Source organism: Oceanobacillus jeddahensis (assembly GCF_000750635.1).
Lineage (GTDB): Bacteria > Bacillota > Bacilli > Bacillales > Amphibacillaceae > Oceanobacillus > Oceanobacillus jeddahense.
This window is the reverse complement of the sequence record NZ_CCDM010000002.1, coordinates 949,869-966,470: the sequence shown is the minus strand read 5'-3', so window position 1 is coordinate 966,470 and position 16,602 is coordinate 949,869. Positions and strand designations below refer to the sequence as shown.

Genomic DNA, 16,602 nt, shown 5'->3' with positions numbered 1-16,602 from the left:
TTTTTTACCCCAAAAAAGGAACATATATTCCTATTTTAAGAACTTTTATTCCTGAAATAAGACTATTTTAAAAAATGAGGTGCAAAAAATGAAAAAAATCGCGATTTATGCTTCGATAAGTTCTCTTCATGAGCCCAATAAAGATTTTTTATTTCATCAACGACAAATGCTAATGAACTATGCATCGACTGCAACAGCATTAAAGTACAAGCCTATGTTACAACTATTGATTAAAAGTATTCATAAATATGAATTCTCTCATTTGCTGGTTTGCAGCATAGACCGTATTTCAAGAAGTTCAAAAGTTTATATGGAGTTTCGACAAGAACTTAAAAATTATGGGGTTACTATTATTTCTCTAAGAGAAAGTGGTTTTTATTATGAGTAAAGTTGCCATTTATGTTCGGGTAAGCACAGTACATCAAGTTGATAAAGACTCGCTACCTTTTCAGCGCCAAGAGTTAATAAACTATACGAAATATGCACTTAACATTGACGAATACGAAATTTTTGAAGATGCTGGGTACTCTGCAAAGAATACTAAAAGACCAAAATACCAACAGATGATGGCACGTATCCGTAATAATGAGTTTACCCATATACTTGTTTTTAAAATTGATCGCATTTCTAGAAATTTAAAAGATTTTACAGAAATGTATGAGGAGATTAAAGACTATCAAGTCACATTTGTATCTAAAAGTGAACAATTTGATACGTCTACCCCCATGGGTGAAGCTATGTTAAAAATCATTTTAGTTTTTGCAGAATTAGAAAGACAAATGACTGCTGAAAGAGTATTTACCATAATGCTTGATAGAGCAGAGAAAGGCCTTTGGAATGGGGCAACAGTTCCAATTGGTTACGTATGGTCTGATGAAGTTAAATTTCCTGTAATAGATAAAGATGAAGCAGTGATTGTACAGTATATTTATGATTTATATGAAAAACTTCGTTCAACAATCAAAGTTGCCATTAGACTAAACGAGGAAAATATTCAAACTAAAAGAGGTGGTGAATGGACTCCTAAAACAGTTAGAGATATTTTAAGAAACCCTTTTTATATTGGCACTTATCGTTATAATGTAAGGAAAAATAATAGTAAATCTAGATACAAGGATAAAAGTGAATGGATTGTTAAAGAAAATAATCATCCAGCCATAATTGATAAAGAGCAATATTTCCGAGTTAATATAATTCTTAATCAAAATTTCAGAGGAAACTTACATGTTCAACGTGAAAATATGCATACTCATATTTTTGGAAAGAAATTATTCTGTGGTAACTGTGGAAAACTGCTTTTTTCAGCAAAAGATAGAGAAAGAAAAGATGGATACAGACCTTCAAGATATACATGCTCGACAAATGAATCCAGAGCAGCTGGACATAGTTGTAGCAATTTCATTAGTGATGTTACGTTGCTTCCTTTTATGTTAAACTACGTTTCCAATCTTATCCGATTACAGGATAAAGTAACACCTAATCATACTTTAAGGGATATAGAGTCTCTTTTATTACGAGGAGAACCTTTTGTAGATGTCCTTGGAGTTGATAAAGAGGGTTTAAAAATTACAAAAGATATGATCTTAGCAGGTTTTGAGAAAAGCATATATAATTTTAAACCAGAAGATATTGACGGTGAAAGCTCCTTAGAAATAAATAAGTTAAAAAAATCACTAGATAAATATAAAACAGCACTAGAACGGCTAGAAAATCTATATTTATTTGGAGAAGAAGCTATAAGTGAAAAAGAGTATATATTTAAAAAAAGAAAGCTCATGGAAAAACATGAAGAACTTACTTTAGAACTTAACAATCTATATGAATCATTACCAATACCAAGTAATGTTAACAATGCTTGGATGAATAAAGCCAAAAAGTTCTTGCTAAGTCAAGAAATATACCGTAACAGAGATACAGATTACAGAAGACTGATTGATAACGTAGGTGAAGAAATGCTTTTAGATTTTTTCAACACTATTATTGAAAAAGTGATTATTCATGAAAAAAAGGTAACATCAATTATATTTAAAAATGGTTTAACGCATCATTTTGCTCATAAACCTTTTGAAAAGAGAATTAAAAGAAAAAATAACACTAGATTCTACTATAGAAAATTTATGGATCAGGTTCTAAATTATATTAAAGAAAATGGTCCAGTTAGGCGAGTTGATATTGAAAATTTAACTAATTTAAAACGAACTACTACCAATACTCTTCTAAATGAATTAATAGACCAAAACTTAATCGAAAAAAGAGGTGTTTCTGTAAAAATAAGGTATTATTACAAAGGAAAATAGCTTAAAAAGGGCATTTAGGGATGAAATTCCCAATCCCTTAATGCCTTACCACCATTGTGTTTGGCAGCCATCATAAGAGGTTTTACGCACGCTCATCCTAATGTGTGGAAACTGACGGTTTTGGCCAGCTTTTCAGCCATTTATATATCATCCTTTCATTGATATTGAATTAAATTTTAGCTTATTCGTATTTAATGATATCACAAATAATTTAAAATACGACATAAAAGACCTTTTCGCCCTCCTAATTAAGGTGAAAAGGTTTCATCTTTGCGCACTTACAATGCTATTTCGTTCATCAATTAGCTTTATTTCTATCTTAGTAATTCTCTCCCCGCCATTTTAAAATGAAGAAGGTCTGTTTGATTATACTTAGTAGTTATTTCATTAACTTTTTCCAATGTTGAATCCATTTTATTGAACGAAGAAATATAATTCCATCCATAGATTTCCCTACTTTAGCAATTTCTCAGCGAAAACTCAATACTTTGCATTATTTGAGTGATATTTTAATAAATTTTGTATAACAACTTCTCTTCAATATAAAAAATGTATTTCACCTAAATAAGCAATAGGCTCAGTTAGGTTGTCCAATTGTAATAATAACATTTTCTCCTGGTGACCATTCCTTTTTTAAAATAAAGCTTCAATAAATATCCCCATACATCTTTATTTAAGACTATGAAAATATTTATTTCGTTAGTTACTTCTATATATTCTTCTATTTAATCTATTCTTTTTTATTTCTTTTTAGTTAATAAATAACGAAGCAGGAAATAAACTATTAGAACCCCGCCCCCGATAAAAACCACTTGGGCAAAAAAGGTATTAATATCGAAACCACCCATAAAACCATCCTTCTCATTGCAATATATTTTTTCCATTCCAAGTTTATATTATATTTCTTTTCTAATAGTTTTTCAAAATTGCATTAAATAGTCCATTAAAGACTAGATTATCTTCTCGATAATATATATCAGATTGTACCTGCCTATTTTCATATTCGAAAGCTGAATTCCTATTGGCTTTTCTTCATATACAATAATTGTTCACTCTTTCGTCTGCATTTCAAAATAACGCATTCTATACGCATTCATTGCCGCTTCTCCCAGGGTATCCATCAGATTATGATTGGCATATGCACCCACGATTGCACCAAATCCCGGTACGAGCTGCAGCATTTTGACCAAATCAATATAATCGCGATACTCCTGCTGGAAAACACGCCAATCCATATCAGCGAGCTTCCCCTTCTCCTGCTCCCAATTTTCGAGTATATAAAACGTATCCTTCCGTTTTTCATCACTTGAAAAAGCAAGCTGGAAGACATGGAGAATAAACAGCCGCTCCTCATATTCATTTGCATCATAGCCATAAACTGCAGCCAGTTCAAACAAAAATTTCATCTTGATCGACAATAGCAGCGGAAAATCTGCAAGTCCAAGAAAAATGCCTCCTGCACCTGTTCCTGCTCCTTCAATCACTGCCGTCTTACGATAAGAAATGAGTTTTTCTTTGGCCATTTCATCCCTTTCATACAAGGAAAGTTCTGTTGGTGTTGGCTTCTTTGTAGTTATATTAGATCCGACCAATGTCGCTTTCACCATGTTTTTAATACTGTCTGTAATAATACGGTGAGCCTTCTCAGGAATCATGCTATTCATTTTCTTTTGTGCTTTTTTCGATAACTGATTAAAAAGACTGGATTTCTTCAAAACTTTATTACGCCAATCCATAAGTTCTTTAGATACGATTGTTTCATATTCCATATTCAAAACCTGCCTTTATTTTCTTTACTTTCTTATACGATTTTGATCGGTAAAGAGATTCAATTTTGGTTTGAATGAAACTTTTTACTATTCTATTTTCTATATCAAATAAATAAGAATACTTTCGAGATTTTCATTCAGGTATACATACTTCCACCATATTCTAACAGCAATCTAATTTTTCAAGTCCTCCTCCAATAATATAACGCCAGCTGCGTTCTATCACGCACCTCCAGCTTATCCAATATAATGGAAATCACATTACGCACTGTGCCTTCACTAACAAAAAGCTGGCTGGAAATTTCCTTATTGGAACAGCCCTGCGCTACCAGCTGTAATATTTCTTGTTCACGTGCTGTTAAGCTTTCTAGCTCCTTCTTTTCTGGTTGTGTCAGTCGCATTAAAACATCTGCGTTCAACACAGAACTCCCAGAGACTAACGCACGTAACTGCTGTGCCATATCCTCAACTGGTGCAGATTTAAGCAAATATCCTTCCGCTCCAGCTAAAAGTGCCAATCTAATATTTTGTTCATCTTCAAAAGTCGTAAGCATCATCACCCGAACTTTTGGCCAGCGCTTTTTTATTTCACGCGTTGCTTGAATACCATCCATTTCCGGCATTTGTATATCCATCAGAACGGCATCCGGCTGAGTATCTTCACAAGCTTTAACCGCTTCTCTCCCATTATCAGCAGTTCCAACAACTTGAATATCTTCTTCGCGGGAAAACAGCAATTGAAGGCTTTCATATACCATCGCATCATCATCTACAATAATTATCTTCACTTTAAAGACCTCTTTCCTTTATCCGGTTTTCTCTACCTATTCGTCTTTATCAAGCGGTAATACACAGACTAACTGGAACCCTTCCTTTACAGAAGATGCTGACAAACTACCTCCGACTGATTGCGCACGCTGACGAAGATTTCGGATTCCGATCCCATAGCCGCTGGGACCTTTTAAAGCACCGTCATTGAAAATATACAACCGGACAATGCTTTCACTAACATCCAAAGAAACCTTTACCTGTGTTGCATCCGAATGGCGGGCAACATTAGTTAACGATTCTTTCAAAGCCGGGTCTAATATTCCCCATAGATAAGAAGGGACCTTCGATGTATCTCCGTAAATATTCAACTGTACCGGACACATATTGAATTGTTCCGTGATTTCTTTAATACTTTCTATTCCTGTCGCGCTTACCGGTTTCATATTACGCACTGTTTCCCGCAGGTGACGGGAGCTCTCAGAAAATCTCTCTTTTGCCTGAAGAAATAATTTCTCCGCTCGTGGATCGCCTTCTTTCCAAAGCTGCTCAAAAGCTGTCAGCGCCAAAATAGCTCCTGTTAATTCATGACCAACATGGTCGTGCAATGATTTAGAAATACGATTTCGTTCTTCTAATTTTGCCATTTTTGCAGTCTGTGTACTTGCCAGCAGCAGCTCACGCTTGAAGCTTTCTAATTCATAGCGATATCGCCGCTCCATGTCTGCTTCTTTTTTATACAAATCTACACTTCTCGACCAGCTATATAAAACAATCCCTATAAACGCTGCCAAAAGTAGAATCATTATCAATACCAGCGACGATTGTGCTTCCATAATCAAGAAAATAATGGAGGGAATAACAAACCACGGCTTTCCTTTCAGTGTGGCTTCAAAGACAGGAATTGCTAAAGCAAACCAGGCACCGGGCCAAAATGTAACAGCAACAATACAAATAGCCTGATCGAACAACGTTGTCCAAGCAGGCATTTTTATCCTCCATCTCGCTAAAGCCATGATTATCAGAAATAATAAAGAGAGAATTCCTGCTTCTTCTCCATCACTGATCAGCCAATAAAGACCGAGGAAAAAGACAGCAAGAAACCGCCATATGAACGTGCAAGTTGTTGGCGTAAACACTTCATATTTATTTGACATCATTGGCTGATCTCCTTTCTGTCCTATTCATTCACTATTATATTCGTTTCGACTGTTTTATTCTGTTTAAGTTTACCATGTCAAACAATCAGGGAAAACCTCATGCTTTTTTGATTCATTGAATAGCATACTTCCACTTTGCGGTTAATCATAATAACAATGCATACAGGGACAGGCGAATATAATATCTGTTTGCATGAAACTAAGCGATACGTCTTCTGCTTCCAATGATAAGAAAAGCTATCGTGAACAGCATCATCATTGCAAACGGTATAACCAGCTCCGATATACCTTCCTGATTGGCAACAATCGTAATCGATTCTGCCAGCCAGTAAGTAGGGAGCAGCATCGCAAATCGCTGCATGAGTTCCGGCATGATTTCTACCGGCCAAAGCATACCACCAGCCATTGCCATCAGAAAAATTAACCCAATCAGAACCGCAAATGCCGTCTCTTTATGCCTGAACAGCGAAAACCAGGCGAGGGAAAATCCAATTGCTGTGATGGCAAAGACCGAATACACCACAAACAGTAAAAATGGCTGCATTAAATCATGTCCGTATAACACACCAGCGACAACGACTAACCCGACCTGTACGATAAGAATAAGCGAATAAGCCAGGAGATTTTGCCATAGATACTGTAAATGTGTAATCGGAGAAATCCCGACTCTTGTTAAAATTCCTTTAGCCCGGTCATCCATCATAATACTTACAATTCTCCCGGCTGCAAAAAGCAGGAGAACACCATAAATTTGATAACCTAAAGGTAATGGCAGCCACTCTTCCTCAGGCATCAAAACCACAATAACCGGCAGAATACACAGGAATAGAATATTCATCATATTTCGGAAGCACCGTTTGATCGCAAAAAAGAAAACAGTCATGTTAATCGCCTCCTCCCGAAAAGCACGATGCATATCGTTAGTACAGCCGAAATTGTAAGCAGCATTCCTGTACTTAGATATGCTTCACTCATTTCCTGTCCTTGCATTTGATAAATAATCGCTGTCTCCCCAAGCGCCAGCGGATTGATATATTGATTAATCCAATCAAAAATTGCCATGTCGGGAATTGGAATAAATAAGTATCCTGACAGAATCATAAAAAGAAACACATACGCATAGCCAATAAATTCCGCTACTTTATATCTCTTTATTAATGTAACGGCTATTAAGAATACAAGCTGAGAAACAAGGGAAACGAGCATTAAAACAAAGATAACCCAGCCGATATTTCCCCAATTCACATCAAATACCAAATAGGTGAACAACACCATAACACTTCCATTCAGAACACTAAACAGCACACTGCTGATCAAGATGGAAAAAGCATGTATATATATCGGGTAAGGCAGGGAAAGCATACGCCATCTTCTTTCTGAAAACAGATCTTCTTTTATCATTTCCATCGTATAAAATCCGCCAACAAGCTGAAAGCCTATAATAATCCCGACGGAAATCATCTCCATCCCGGACAGTCCATTCTCATCAACGAAGTCATCACCTACCGCAAAACCATTGACCGTTATGATGGCTAAAGGAAGCAGAATTAAAATAACAAAGCCAATGTAACCCCGAAGCATCCTTCGCAGAATAAAATAAGTAGACCTGGCCAGCATGCTAATCCTCCTCCCCATCGCGCAGGTTTTTCCCTGTCAACGTAAGAAACACATCTTCCAAGGTCGGTTTCTTCGCTGTCACCGAACGGACTCCCCCTGCATTTTTAATAATCGCAAGTACATTATCAACGTTTTCTGCACCGCTGCCGGATACTACCTGAATATTCTTTTTATCCTGCATGACATGTTTGACTCTATCCAGATTTTTCAATTCCTCCAAAAGCGCACTGGTCGGTTCGTTAACTGCTTCTACATCGATTCTTTCCTCATGCTGTATATTTTCAATCAGTTCATCCAATGTCCCTTTGGCAATAACATGCCCCTTATCCATGATCGCTATTTTAGAAGCAATCGATTGCACTTCTTCCATATAGTGCGTCGTATATAAAATGGTCGTTCCCTGCTGCTGCAGCTTACGGACGGAATCTAAAATATAATTTCTGGATTGCGGGTCGATTCCTACAGTCGGTTCATCCATAATCAACAGTTTGGGACTATGGACAAGCGCACAAGCAATATTTAAGCGGCGCTTCATCCCGCCGGAAAATTTAGTGGGCAGACTTTTCGCTTTATCCGTTAACCCGACAAAAGCCAGCGTTTCATTCACACGCTGTTTTAACTCCTCACCTCTCAGACCATAAATACCGCCGAAGAACTCCAGATTTTCACGGGCAGTTAAGTCCTCAAACACCGTTACTTCCTGTGTTACCAGACCGATTTGCTGCTTCACTTCCATGATATTTTCATTCAATTTTTTTCCGAACAAATAAACTTCACCGGAATCTATTTTTATTAATCCTGCCAAAGAATGAATCAGTGTCGTCTTACCAGCTCCATTCGGCCCGAGTAATCCCATAATGGTCCCCTCTTCTATTTCCAAATCAACATGATCCAACGCCCGAAAAGATCCGTACCTTTTTACAATATCGTTCATATATACAATGGTCATGTGATAACCTCCTTTTATTAAGTCATTTATCTCTTATAGTATTTATTATTACAGGAGAGCTTTGATAGAAATAGTTACAAATGTAATGAATTTCAATGCATCGTCTCAAAATGCTAATAGAAGTGATAAAAAGTTTATAAACACCTTTATATATTTACTGACACCATTTTTTATCATCACTGCAGTGGGAATGGGTTTAGGGCTTTTTATGTACGATGCAGCTGCCTATGCAATGCCTGATTACACTTTAACAGGAATCATTGAGCGATTGATTTCTTATCCATTAGGTATGTTCACTACTCTGCTTTTCTATCCAGTTATCATTATCATATTACTTGGCATTTGGGCGGTGAGAAAAGGGATACTTTTACAACCAGAGAAGCATCGCAAATTTCTAACAATTATTTCTATCGCAGGCATGCTTGTATCCATTGCCGGAGTATTACCCGTTACACTTATTGGAGTCGATATGTGGTCTCCAGATCCGGTGGTAGGTGGTGTACTATATGGTGTTCAAATTTTGATTGGCGTTTTTGGCGGTATTGGGTACGCTGCTTTATTTGGTTTGCTCAGTATTCCATTATCTAAGAAGCCGGGAATAATTACACGTGCATTGGCAGCCGCTGGTAAACGTTCACTCACCTGCTATATCCTTCAATCAACCATTATTGCCATTATTCTTTCAGAGCCGTTATTTGGATTAGGCGGCAGGATTTACGCTGCAGGTGCTGCACTCATCGCCCTATTAGCTTGGTTTATTGGCGTTTTATTATCTGTCGTTTTGGAAAAAAGAAAGCAGGCTGGACCCGCAAATGCGTTGTTTCGACGTCTGATTTATTCGCGCAAAGTATAAGAACAAAACAAGAAGGTTATCTAGAAAAACGTAACGCTTTTATTACAAATATCACTATGATTCAACGATCTTTTCGTTTATGTTAGCTATGATTTTGAATAGATAATCATTTAGCAAGATTTTTGCTGTATAAACAAGCTTGAGAAAAAGGGAAGTGGTATATATGGATCTTCAACGTCTGTCACTCATATGGAGAATACCTATTGTCTTCACAGCTATATCTATCATTTGGTGGATATCCAGTGGTGTTAATACTTGGATTGGAGATGAGGGAGAATATAGTCGTACAGCTCACGTCCTATCAGCATTACTCATATTCAGTTTGGTAATTCCATTGATTATTGTTGCACGTAAGTATCTTGACAAACAGCCATGGACAGGATTAAGGCTTACTTCTTTCAAAAAGGGGTGGAAACCCTTTGTTTATGGGGGGATCAGTTATCTTATACCAGCATTGCTGGGAATAACCATTTTTTCCTTGTTTGGGTGGACAAAGGTAAACTTTCAAGCCTCTTTTGGAGAGCTGTTATTTGCTGTTATAGTGTTGTTAATACTTGTATTTATGTTTGAGGCATTACCGGAAGAACTTATTTTCCGTGGTTATTTTTATCGTAACTTAAACAATTTCCTTTCCAAATGGAAGGCAGTCTTAGCTCAGAGTGTGTTATTTGTGTTGTTTGCTTTAATTATTGGAGCTGCACCTAGTATTGATCGAATCATATTCTTTATAGCAATTGCCATAGTTATAGGTATGATTCGTGTTATCACTGATAACGTATGGAGTGCGGTTGGTTATCACTTAGCTTTTCAAACGATGCAGCAGTTGTTCGGACACCCTTATCATCAAGAATTAACATCCACAACACCTGCTCTTATGGAAATCGTAATTTTGGGAATCATTCCATTTTCCTTTGCGATTGTAACACTAAAACTATTCGTTAAAAAAGAACCTGATTGGAAAGAAGTCGATCCGGAATAGAGAAAATTTTACAATGGGAGCATATTCCATTTTTCGTTTCAGTGTTCACTTTCCATAAAAATTCTGATCATTTTCCATCTGTTTACTTCTCGGTTGTTGTACCAATCTCTTGATCCATTTAGTCGATATTTTATATGAAGCAATCCAAAAGAAATTTACTTAAACACATCCGTTATAATTACATTTAAATCAATAACATACGCAAGAGGGATATGATTATTAGGAAACTATTTTATCGGAATAGTTGTAAAGGCGGATCCAAAAAATATTGATAGGAGTTGATGAAATGGGAAAAGTCGTCATTGATATGTCCATGTCCTTGGATGGATTTATTGCAGGGTTACATGACAGTCAAGAGCAGCCCTTGGGTGAAAATGGTGCAGTTCTCCACAGTTGGTTATTCAACGGGGATATGGTTAGCAAGCATAGTACCTTTTTTAAGTTGACTTCAGAAAATCGCGATGTGTTGGATTGTTCGCTCGATACTGAAGGAGCCGGTCTCACAGGTCGGCGTACATTTGATATAGTAGGAGGATGGGGAGGAAGCCCTCCCGGTGGTTCTCCGATGTTCATCCTAACACACTACCCCCCTGAGGATTTTATGGGAGATACACCATTTACATTTGTAACAGATGGAATAGAAAGTGCAATCAAACAGGCAAAAGCAGCCGCAGGGAATAAAGTTGTAGGAGTAAGTGGAGCCAGTACAGCACAGCAATGTCTTGCAGCAGGGCTTGCTGATGAAATCCACATTCACCTCATCCCAGTCTTGCTTAGTAAAGGTATCCGGTTATTTGAATCTATCCCAGAACAAATACAGTTAGAACTGATAAGGATAGTGACAGATATGGATGTTACACATTTATTTTACCGTGTGAAATAATGATGTTATGAAGAATGATACAGTGAGACTCACCATCCTTAATGACTAATGTGTTTATTAATTTGGATCAGAGGCTGTGAATTAGCACGGCCCGTTTTATCTCTTGAACGACCGGATAACATGTTTTTGCATCAAATGCTTCCTGGTGTTGCGGGAAATGTGCATGAATCAAAATCCTAAATTCCATGATTGAAGACTATACGAAATAAACACCAACATCAGGACATTAGGTTTTTCTTCATTATTAGCAGAAGTGCCTTAGTCATGATTTTTTAAACAAATCCTCTCATTTCCGATTCTACAAAATGTTGCTGGCAAAACTCAAAGGAAATGGTAACATCATACTCATAAGAGACTTTTCCGATCGCATCATTAAATCAAGCGTTGTCCATATCCAAGATAAGCTGAAACAAAATACCAGTAATAAAGCGACTCCTAACAACACTCCTGGTATTTCTCCATAAGGACGATACTCCCGCACTAATCCCAATACAATAATAATCGTAGAAGCTAGAGTATATCGAATCGAATCTACAATCAGAGAGCCAATAAATGCAGTAGAGAGCCATATTGGAAGCGTTCTAAATCGATCAAAAATCCTCTTTGAAATGAAGTAGCATGAGTATTCATTAAGGGCATAACAACTTAATGAGATTACTTAGTGAATCCGAAACAGCTTTTGGTTCTACCAGCATATGAAAATGCCCTGCATCAAATTCATCATATCTCCAACCGTAACTTTGGGCTTTTTCAGCAGGATCTGTATAAGCTTGGCTAAATTTAATATATCCACAAGGTATATCTGACCAATTAGGATAGTAAGGCATAGATTCTTCAAAGAAAGAAAGCCCCATTGGTCGAATCTCTGCGAGTATACCTTGACGAAATCCATCTGGGATGATTTCAGACAAATCCTTATCAGTCCATTCAGGAAAAAGTCTCCCTGCTTCCAAGTGATCTCTCAATGATGATGCTAACGACGATGAACTTGCTTCCATCTCTTCAAGCCGGCTCTTTCCACCATGAGGTAAGCTGGCATCCACGAAAATATAAGCTGCTATCGGATGAGGACTGTATGCATTAATTGCAGGCAGTAAGGGACCGGCTCCGCTATGCCCAACTAATACGATTGGTTGATTATTTGAAATGGCCTCTAATCTCTTTGCTACTCCCTGAACGTGCTGAGTCCAAATAGGAGTTGACTTTTCAATTATGCTGGGGAGAGTTGGCACAATGGTTCTGATATCTCTCCGTCGTAGTTCACGTGAGACCGGAGCCCAGGTGTTGGGTCCAACTATGGGGCTGTGTACAAGTACAACATTTACTTCCATTTAATGTTACCTCCTATTATTGTTGTTTAATAGAAACATATTACCATGCAATGGCATAGTCGCAAATAACAAAATGATCTTAAAAGAAAAATAACTGAATTAATTAGATTTTCCCCGCAATCTTTAATATTTCATATACTTTATTACAGGTTTTTATTTCCTAACATTATCATCATTCTCTCCAAGTGGAAGTGGTCTCATTGTAACTGGAGAAGACTGAATAATCGTTGTGGTAGTAGAACCATATAAAAGAAATTGATCTAAAATTCTATCAAGTTGATCTATTGCTGGTATATATACCTTGAGAATAAAACAGTCTTCACCAGTTACTCGGTGACATTCTACTACTTCAGGAATAGATAGTGCTAGTTCAGCAATTATTGAAAGTTTTCCTGAGTTAGGACGTATACGAATATAAACCCCTATTGGTAATCCAAGGGCAGCAGGATTCAGGTCTAATGAATATCCTTTTATCACCTCACTTTCCTCTAATCTCCGAACACGTTCCGTGACAGAAGGAGAAGATAATCCTACTCTTCTTCCTAATTCGGTCATCGTTAATCGAGGCTCCACTTGAAGTTCCTGAAGAATTTTGAAATTAATTTCGTCAATTTCACTTTTATTAAAATCATAGGAAAAGAGCTTTTTATTCATTAAATGTTTAGGCATTTTATATTTTCCTCCTTAATTAAGCCATGTAAAATTATTGATTATTATTTTACTATATAAATTGAGAAGTTAAGGAGGAGATAATGTGCCAAAAGAAAATGCGGTTTCAAAAAATGGAGTTCCCCCTCATATTTATTTTTTAATAAGTGCTATTTTTCATTACTTAGGTCCCTCTTTTGCTGTTCTTCTTTTTTCCAGTATCAGCGTACTTGGTGTCGCCTGGTTCCGAATAGCCACAGCCGCTAGTTTTTTTATGATCTGGCGGCGTCCATGGCCCCGTTTCTTTCAGTTGACCTGGGACCAACAGCGTATTGTTATTGGACTCGGTATCGTTCTTGGACTTATGAATGCCAGTTTTTATATAGCTATTGCTCGAATTCCTCTAGGGACGGTTGCTGCAATTGAGTTTTTAGGCCCCATTATACTAGCTGCCCTGGGGGTGCGTAATCTGCGGAATGTCGTTGCACTACTATTTGCTGCAATAGGAGTATGGCTCTTAACAGATGTCAGATTGGAAGGAGACCCACTCGGTTTTATTTTTGCTTTCGCTAACTGTATATTTTTCATAATCTATATTATGCTTGGACACCGAGTTGCCAGTGATGGTGGCTCTTCCGGCATTGATCGGCTGAGTATAGCAATGGTCGTAGCTCTTTTTACTGTTACACCTATTGGGATAAATGGAGCTTTGCCAGCGATAACATCTCCTATTTTACTTTTGGCTGCTTTAGGTGTTGGCGTTTGCTCTTCTGTCATTCCTTATGTATGTGATCAACTGGCTATGGCTAAATTATCTAGATCGACTTTCTCCCTTTTACTTTCTATATTACCGGTTACAGCAACATTGATAGGGATATTAGTACTTCATCAGTTTCCAACCATTTTAGAAGTTATTGGAATTTTTTTAGTTGCAAGCGGTGTGCTTTTGCATCAGACCAAGAAAACATAATCAAAATAAAATCAACGTTGAAAAATAATCTTATAACAAAAAGGAAAACGTACTGATTGATATTACCATTGAACTTCGTAGAGAGAAAATACGTACCTACTTGATTGAATATTTTTTAGATTCATATAAAAGCCTAATTTCTTCAAAATTAGGCTTTTCTGTTGGTTCCATTATCAAAAACGTGCGTTTATTAATCCTTCACTCCATTTTGAGAAAAATCACTGCTGTTCGATACGAGTGAATCATTACTTTCCATTTATTGATCTAAAACCCGCTAATTAAAGTAACAACCTTAATTCGAATTCCATTCTAGATCTATATTCAATTAGACATGGAGAATCTATATATTCGATGGAGCTTTTATTCCTTGGGCAATAACGAAACGGTTCCAACTGTTAATTGCCACAATAGCCATAATAATTTCTCCAATTTGTTTATGATTGAAGTAATTTGTGAGTTCCTTATAGGCGTCATCAGATACTTTTTGATGAGGTAATGTTGTCAACTCTTCAGTTATTTGTAATGCAGCTCTTTCTTCATCCGTATAAAAAGTACTGTGTTTCCAGCCACTTAAGCCAAGCATTCTTTGATCTGTTTCTCCATTTTTACGAGCTTCTTTAGTATGCATATCTATACAGAATCCGCACCCATTCAACTGTGATGCCCTAATTAAAATCAGGTCAATAGTTATTCGAGGTACGCTCACTTTTTCTAAATACTTGTCAAACCCCATCATTGTTTCCATCGCTTGCGGGTCTTCCATCATTACATTTACTCTTTCCATAAATAATTCCCCTCTCAGAATGATTTTTCGAATACTATATACCAGAGGACCTAATTTGCGGTACTTTTCAATTACGTTTGATACATCACATGATGCATATTATATTAGTTGATGATCCTTCACTTCATCAACATCACCTCCAGAATTGATTTTTATGACCATACACTAAATAAAGAACTTTCTAAATTCTAAATGGTCTTATTTTGCTTCTCGTTAAAACCTGCAGGCTTATCTCCAACTAAACCCAACAAAAACATTTGAGAATAAGCAAAACCTTGGTACGTTTTTGAAACAATTGATGGAACTGTCAGTTCAAGATCCAGATAAGTACTTAGCACTAATTGTGAGAATTGTTTTTGATCGGTCAAGGAATATTCCTGGAGTTGATTTGCAAACTCCTTACTAACATATTCTCTGCCTCCTAACACTTGTTGTAATTCGTATCCTGCCATATATAGCTCAGCAGCCACCTCTTCGTCAGGTTTTTGATGTTTAGCTACATAACTTGAAATCCAGTCACGTATTAATGTGGAGGTATCTTTGTTATTTTCCTTAGCAACTTGTTGAAAACGTTCTTTTAAATCTTTTGATATACGTACTTGCAAGCTTGTATTCATTTGGCTGTTAACTCCTTTAATATAGTTAAAATCATTATAAGTTATTAGCAATTACAATGTATTGACAAACAATCCATATTGGAATTTATCCATTCATCAATAAACAAACCTATTTTTTAGAGTTCTGGAATCTTTAAGCATAAAAGAACATGATTCTAACAATTAAAGAAGAAAGCTGTTTCCTTTTATAACTTCTTATCTATATAGAATATTCATTCACTACTTCTTTTAAGAAAAGCAACTATACCTTGCTCTTAGCGTTACTGATATCAATTTTATATTTTATAACCAAGATTTCCAGCTAATCTAGCCAACCCTCCAAGAAATATTTTCTGGATAAACCTAGGCGGACCCTTAAGGTAACCATCAATACATTCCCAAGCAACTCCAAGCCAGAGTGGATTACGCGGTATCCCATTTTTTGTTAGTTTTCCTTCACACTCTAATTTGTGCATTAGAACGAACATTTTCCAATGTTGCCCCGGTGGACGAATTTCGTGAATGACTTCTAGATTACCATCACTTACATTCCAAAACTGATGAACTTGATTGGGAAGAATGATTATTTCTTCTCCAGCCTCAATCGTTATTTCTTGTCCATCCACTAAAAAGCGCATTCTTCCTTTTATAATTATAAATTTTTCTTTCAACAAAGGATGAGAGTGCGCCCCATTAACTGCTCCTTGTTGTGTCATTCGGTGTCCTAATGTTATATATTCCCCGTCTTCATCCTGGCCTGCCTGCAGAAAAGTAACAGTTCTTCCATCTGGATAGACAAGTTCCTTCCCAATTTCAACAGTGTCTCTAACTTTAAACTTTTCGGGCATTATTTTTTCCTCCCGCCTTTGGTTATCAAAATCCAAAATGAGAAAAATATTACGAACATATATAGACGTTTGAATAGGAACTTAATAATAAAGCTAATCATTAAAAACTACATCAACTTACTACAATTCATATTGTAATCGTATTCATTT

The 16,602-nt window shown here is 36.6% G+C and carries 18 protein-coding genes; 6 read left to right on the top strand and 12 right to left on the bottom strand.

Annotated elements, in window-relative coordinates; translation table 11 throughout:
• Nucleotides 1-88: 88 nt before the first annotated feature.
• Nucleotides 89-388: a recombinase family protein gene (locus tag BN986_RS12405; protein WP_040980382.1), complete on the top strand. Its 300-nt coding sequence runs from the start codon at nucleotides 89-91 to the stop codon at nucleotides 386-388.
• Nucleotides 381-2,297, top strand: coding sequence for a recombinase family protein (locus tag BN986_RS12400; RefSeq protein WP_040980380.1), 1,917 nt, complete (start codon nucleotides 381-383; stop codon nucleotides 2,295-2,297). The genes BN986_RS12405 and BN986_RS12400 overlap by 8 nt, the downstream gene beginning before the upstream one ends.
• A gap of 740 nt (nucleotides 2,298-3,037) precedes the next feature.
• Here BN986_RS12400 and BN986_RS27015 read toward each other — a convergent pair.
• From BN986_RS27015 to BN986_RS12370, 7 genes are all read right to left on the bottom strand, one after another.
• Nucleotides 3,038-3,181, bottom strand: coding sequence for a hypothetical protein (locus BN986_RS27015; protein WP_157037076.1), 144 nt, complete (start codon nucleotides 3,179-3,181; stop codon nucleotides 3,038-3,040).
• Between the two features lie 165 nt (nucleotides 3,182-3,346).
• The gene (locus BN986_RS12395; protein ID WP_040980378.1) at nucleotides 3,347-4,066 is read right to left on the bottom strand and encodes an EcsC family protein; all 720 of its coding nucleotides are present in this window, start codon (nucleotides 4,064-4,066) and stop codon (nucleotides 3,347-3,349) included.
• A gap of 182 nt (nucleotides 4,067-4,248) precedes the next feature.
• Nucleotides 4,249-4,854 (bottom strand): response regulator transcription factor, encoded by a 606-nt coding sequence (locus BN986_RS12390; protein ID WP_040980376.1) that lies wholly within the window; start codon nucleotides 4,852-4,854, stop codon nucleotides 4,249-4,251.
• 36 nt (nucleotides 4,855-4,890) lie between these two features.
• Nucleotides 4,891-5,994, bottom strand: coding sequence for a sensor histidine kinase (locus tag BN986_RS12385; RefSeq protein WP_244444993.1), 1,104 nt, complete (start codon nucleotides 5,992-5,994; stop codon nucleotides 4,891-4,893).
• 199 nt (nucleotides 5,995-6,193) lie between these two features.
• Nucleotides 6,194-6,877, bottom strand: a complete 684-nt coding sequence (locus BN986_RS12380) for an ABC transporter permease (protein WP_040980374.1) — start codon at nucleotides 6,875-6,877, stop codon at nucleotides 6,194-6,196.
• Nucleotides 6,874-7,611 (bottom strand): ABC transporter permease, encoded by a 738-nt coding sequence (locus BN986_RS12375; RefSeq protein WP_040980372.1) that lies wholly within the window; start codon nucleotides 7,609-7,611, stop codon nucleotides 6,874-6,876. The genes BN986_RS12380 and BN986_RS12375 overlap by 4 nt, the downstream gene beginning before the upstream one ends.
• 1 nt (nucleotide 7,612) lies before the next feature.
• Complete coding sequence (locus BN986_RS12370; protein WP_040980370.1) at nucleotides 7,613-8,560, bottom strand: ABC transporter ATP-binding protein; 948 nt, start codon at nucleotides 8,558-8,560, stop codon at nucleotides 7,613-7,615.
• A gap of 85 nt (nucleotides 8,561-8,645) precedes the next feature.
• Here BN986_RS12370 and BN986_RS12365 point away from each other — a divergent pair, with 85 nt between their 5' ends.
• The 3 genes from BN986_RS12365 (at nucleotide 8,646) to BN986_RS12355 (ending at nucleotide 11,275) form a co-directional block, all read left to right on the top strand.
• Nucleotides 8,646-9,413 carry a DUF418 domain-containing protein gene (locus BN986_RS12365; RefSeq protein ID WP_052400763.1) on the top strand — a complete coding sequence of 256 codons (768 nt, stop codon included), beginning with the start codon at nucleotides 8,646-8,648 and terminating at the stop codon, nucleotides 9,411-9,413.
• Between the two features lie 163 nt (nucleotides 9,414-9,576).
• Complete coding sequence (locus BN986_RS12360) at nucleotides 9,577-10,392, top strand: CPBP family intramembrane glutamic endopeptidase (protein WP_052400762.1); 816 nt, start codon at nucleotides 9,577-9,579, stop codon at nucleotides 10,390-10,392.
• A gap of 286 nt (nucleotides 10,393-10,678) precedes the next feature.
• Complete coding sequence (locus BN986_RS12355) at nucleotides 10,679-11,275, top strand: dihydrofolate reductase family protein (protein ID WP_040980368.1); 597 nt, start codon at nucleotides 10,679-10,681, stop codon at nucleotides 11,273-11,275.
• Between the two features lie 629 nt (nucleotides 11,276-11,904).
• On the opposite strand, the gene BN986_RS12350 is transcribed toward BN986_RS12355, so the two are convergent.
• The gene (locus BN986_RS12350; RefSeq protein WP_040980366.1) at nucleotides 11,905-12,606 is read right to left on the bottom strand and encodes an alpha/beta hydrolase; all 702 of its coding nucleotides are present in this window, start codon (nucleotides 12,604-12,606) and stop codon (nucleotides 11,905-11,907) included.
• 153 nt (nucleotides 12,607-12,759) lie between these two features.
• Nucleotides 12,760-13,275: an Lrp/AsnC family transcriptional regulator gene (locus tag BN986_RS12345; protein ID WP_081922192.1), complete on the bottom strand. Its 516-nt coding sequence runs from the start codon at nucleotides 13,273-13,275 to the stop codon at nucleotides 12,760-12,762.
• 85 nt (nucleotides 13,276-13,360) lie between these two features.
• On the opposite strand from BN986_RS12345, the gene BN986_RS12340 reads away from it, so the two are divergent.
• Complete coding sequence (locus tag BN986_RS12340; RefSeq protein WP_040980364.1) at nucleotides 13,361-14,224, top strand: EamA family transporter; 864 nt, start codon at nucleotides 13,361-13,363, stop codon at nucleotides 14,222-14,224.
• A 340-nt stretch (nucleotides 14,225-14,564) separates the two neighbouring features.
• Here the strand turns inward: BN986_RS12340 and BN986_RS12335 are convergent, their stop codons facing one another.
• From BN986_RS12335 to BN986_RS12325, 3 genes are all read right to left on the bottom strand, one after another.
• Nucleotides 14,565-15,008, bottom strand: coding sequence for a carboxymuconolactone decarboxylase family protein (locus tag BN986_RS12335; protein WP_040980361.1), 444 nt, complete (start codon nucleotides 15,006-15,008; stop codon nucleotides 14,565-14,567).
• Between the two features lie 188 nt (nucleotides 15,009-15,196).
• The gene (locus BN986_RS12330; protein WP_040980360.1) at nucleotides 15,197-15,625 is read right to left on the bottom strand and encodes a ribbon-helix-helix protein, CopG family; all 429 of its coding nucleotides are present in this window, start codon (nucleotides 15,623-15,625) and stop codon (nucleotides 15,197-15,199) included.
• A gap of 275 nt (nucleotides 15,626-15,900) precedes the next feature.
• The gene (locus BN986_RS12325) at nucleotides 15,901-16,452 is read right to left on the bottom strand and encodes a cupin domain-containing protein (RefSeq protein ID WP_074435660.1); all 552 of its coding nucleotides are present in this window, start codon (nucleotides 16,450-16,452) and stop codon (nucleotides 15,901-15,903) included.
• Nucleotides 16,453-16,602 lie beyond the last annotated feature (150 nt).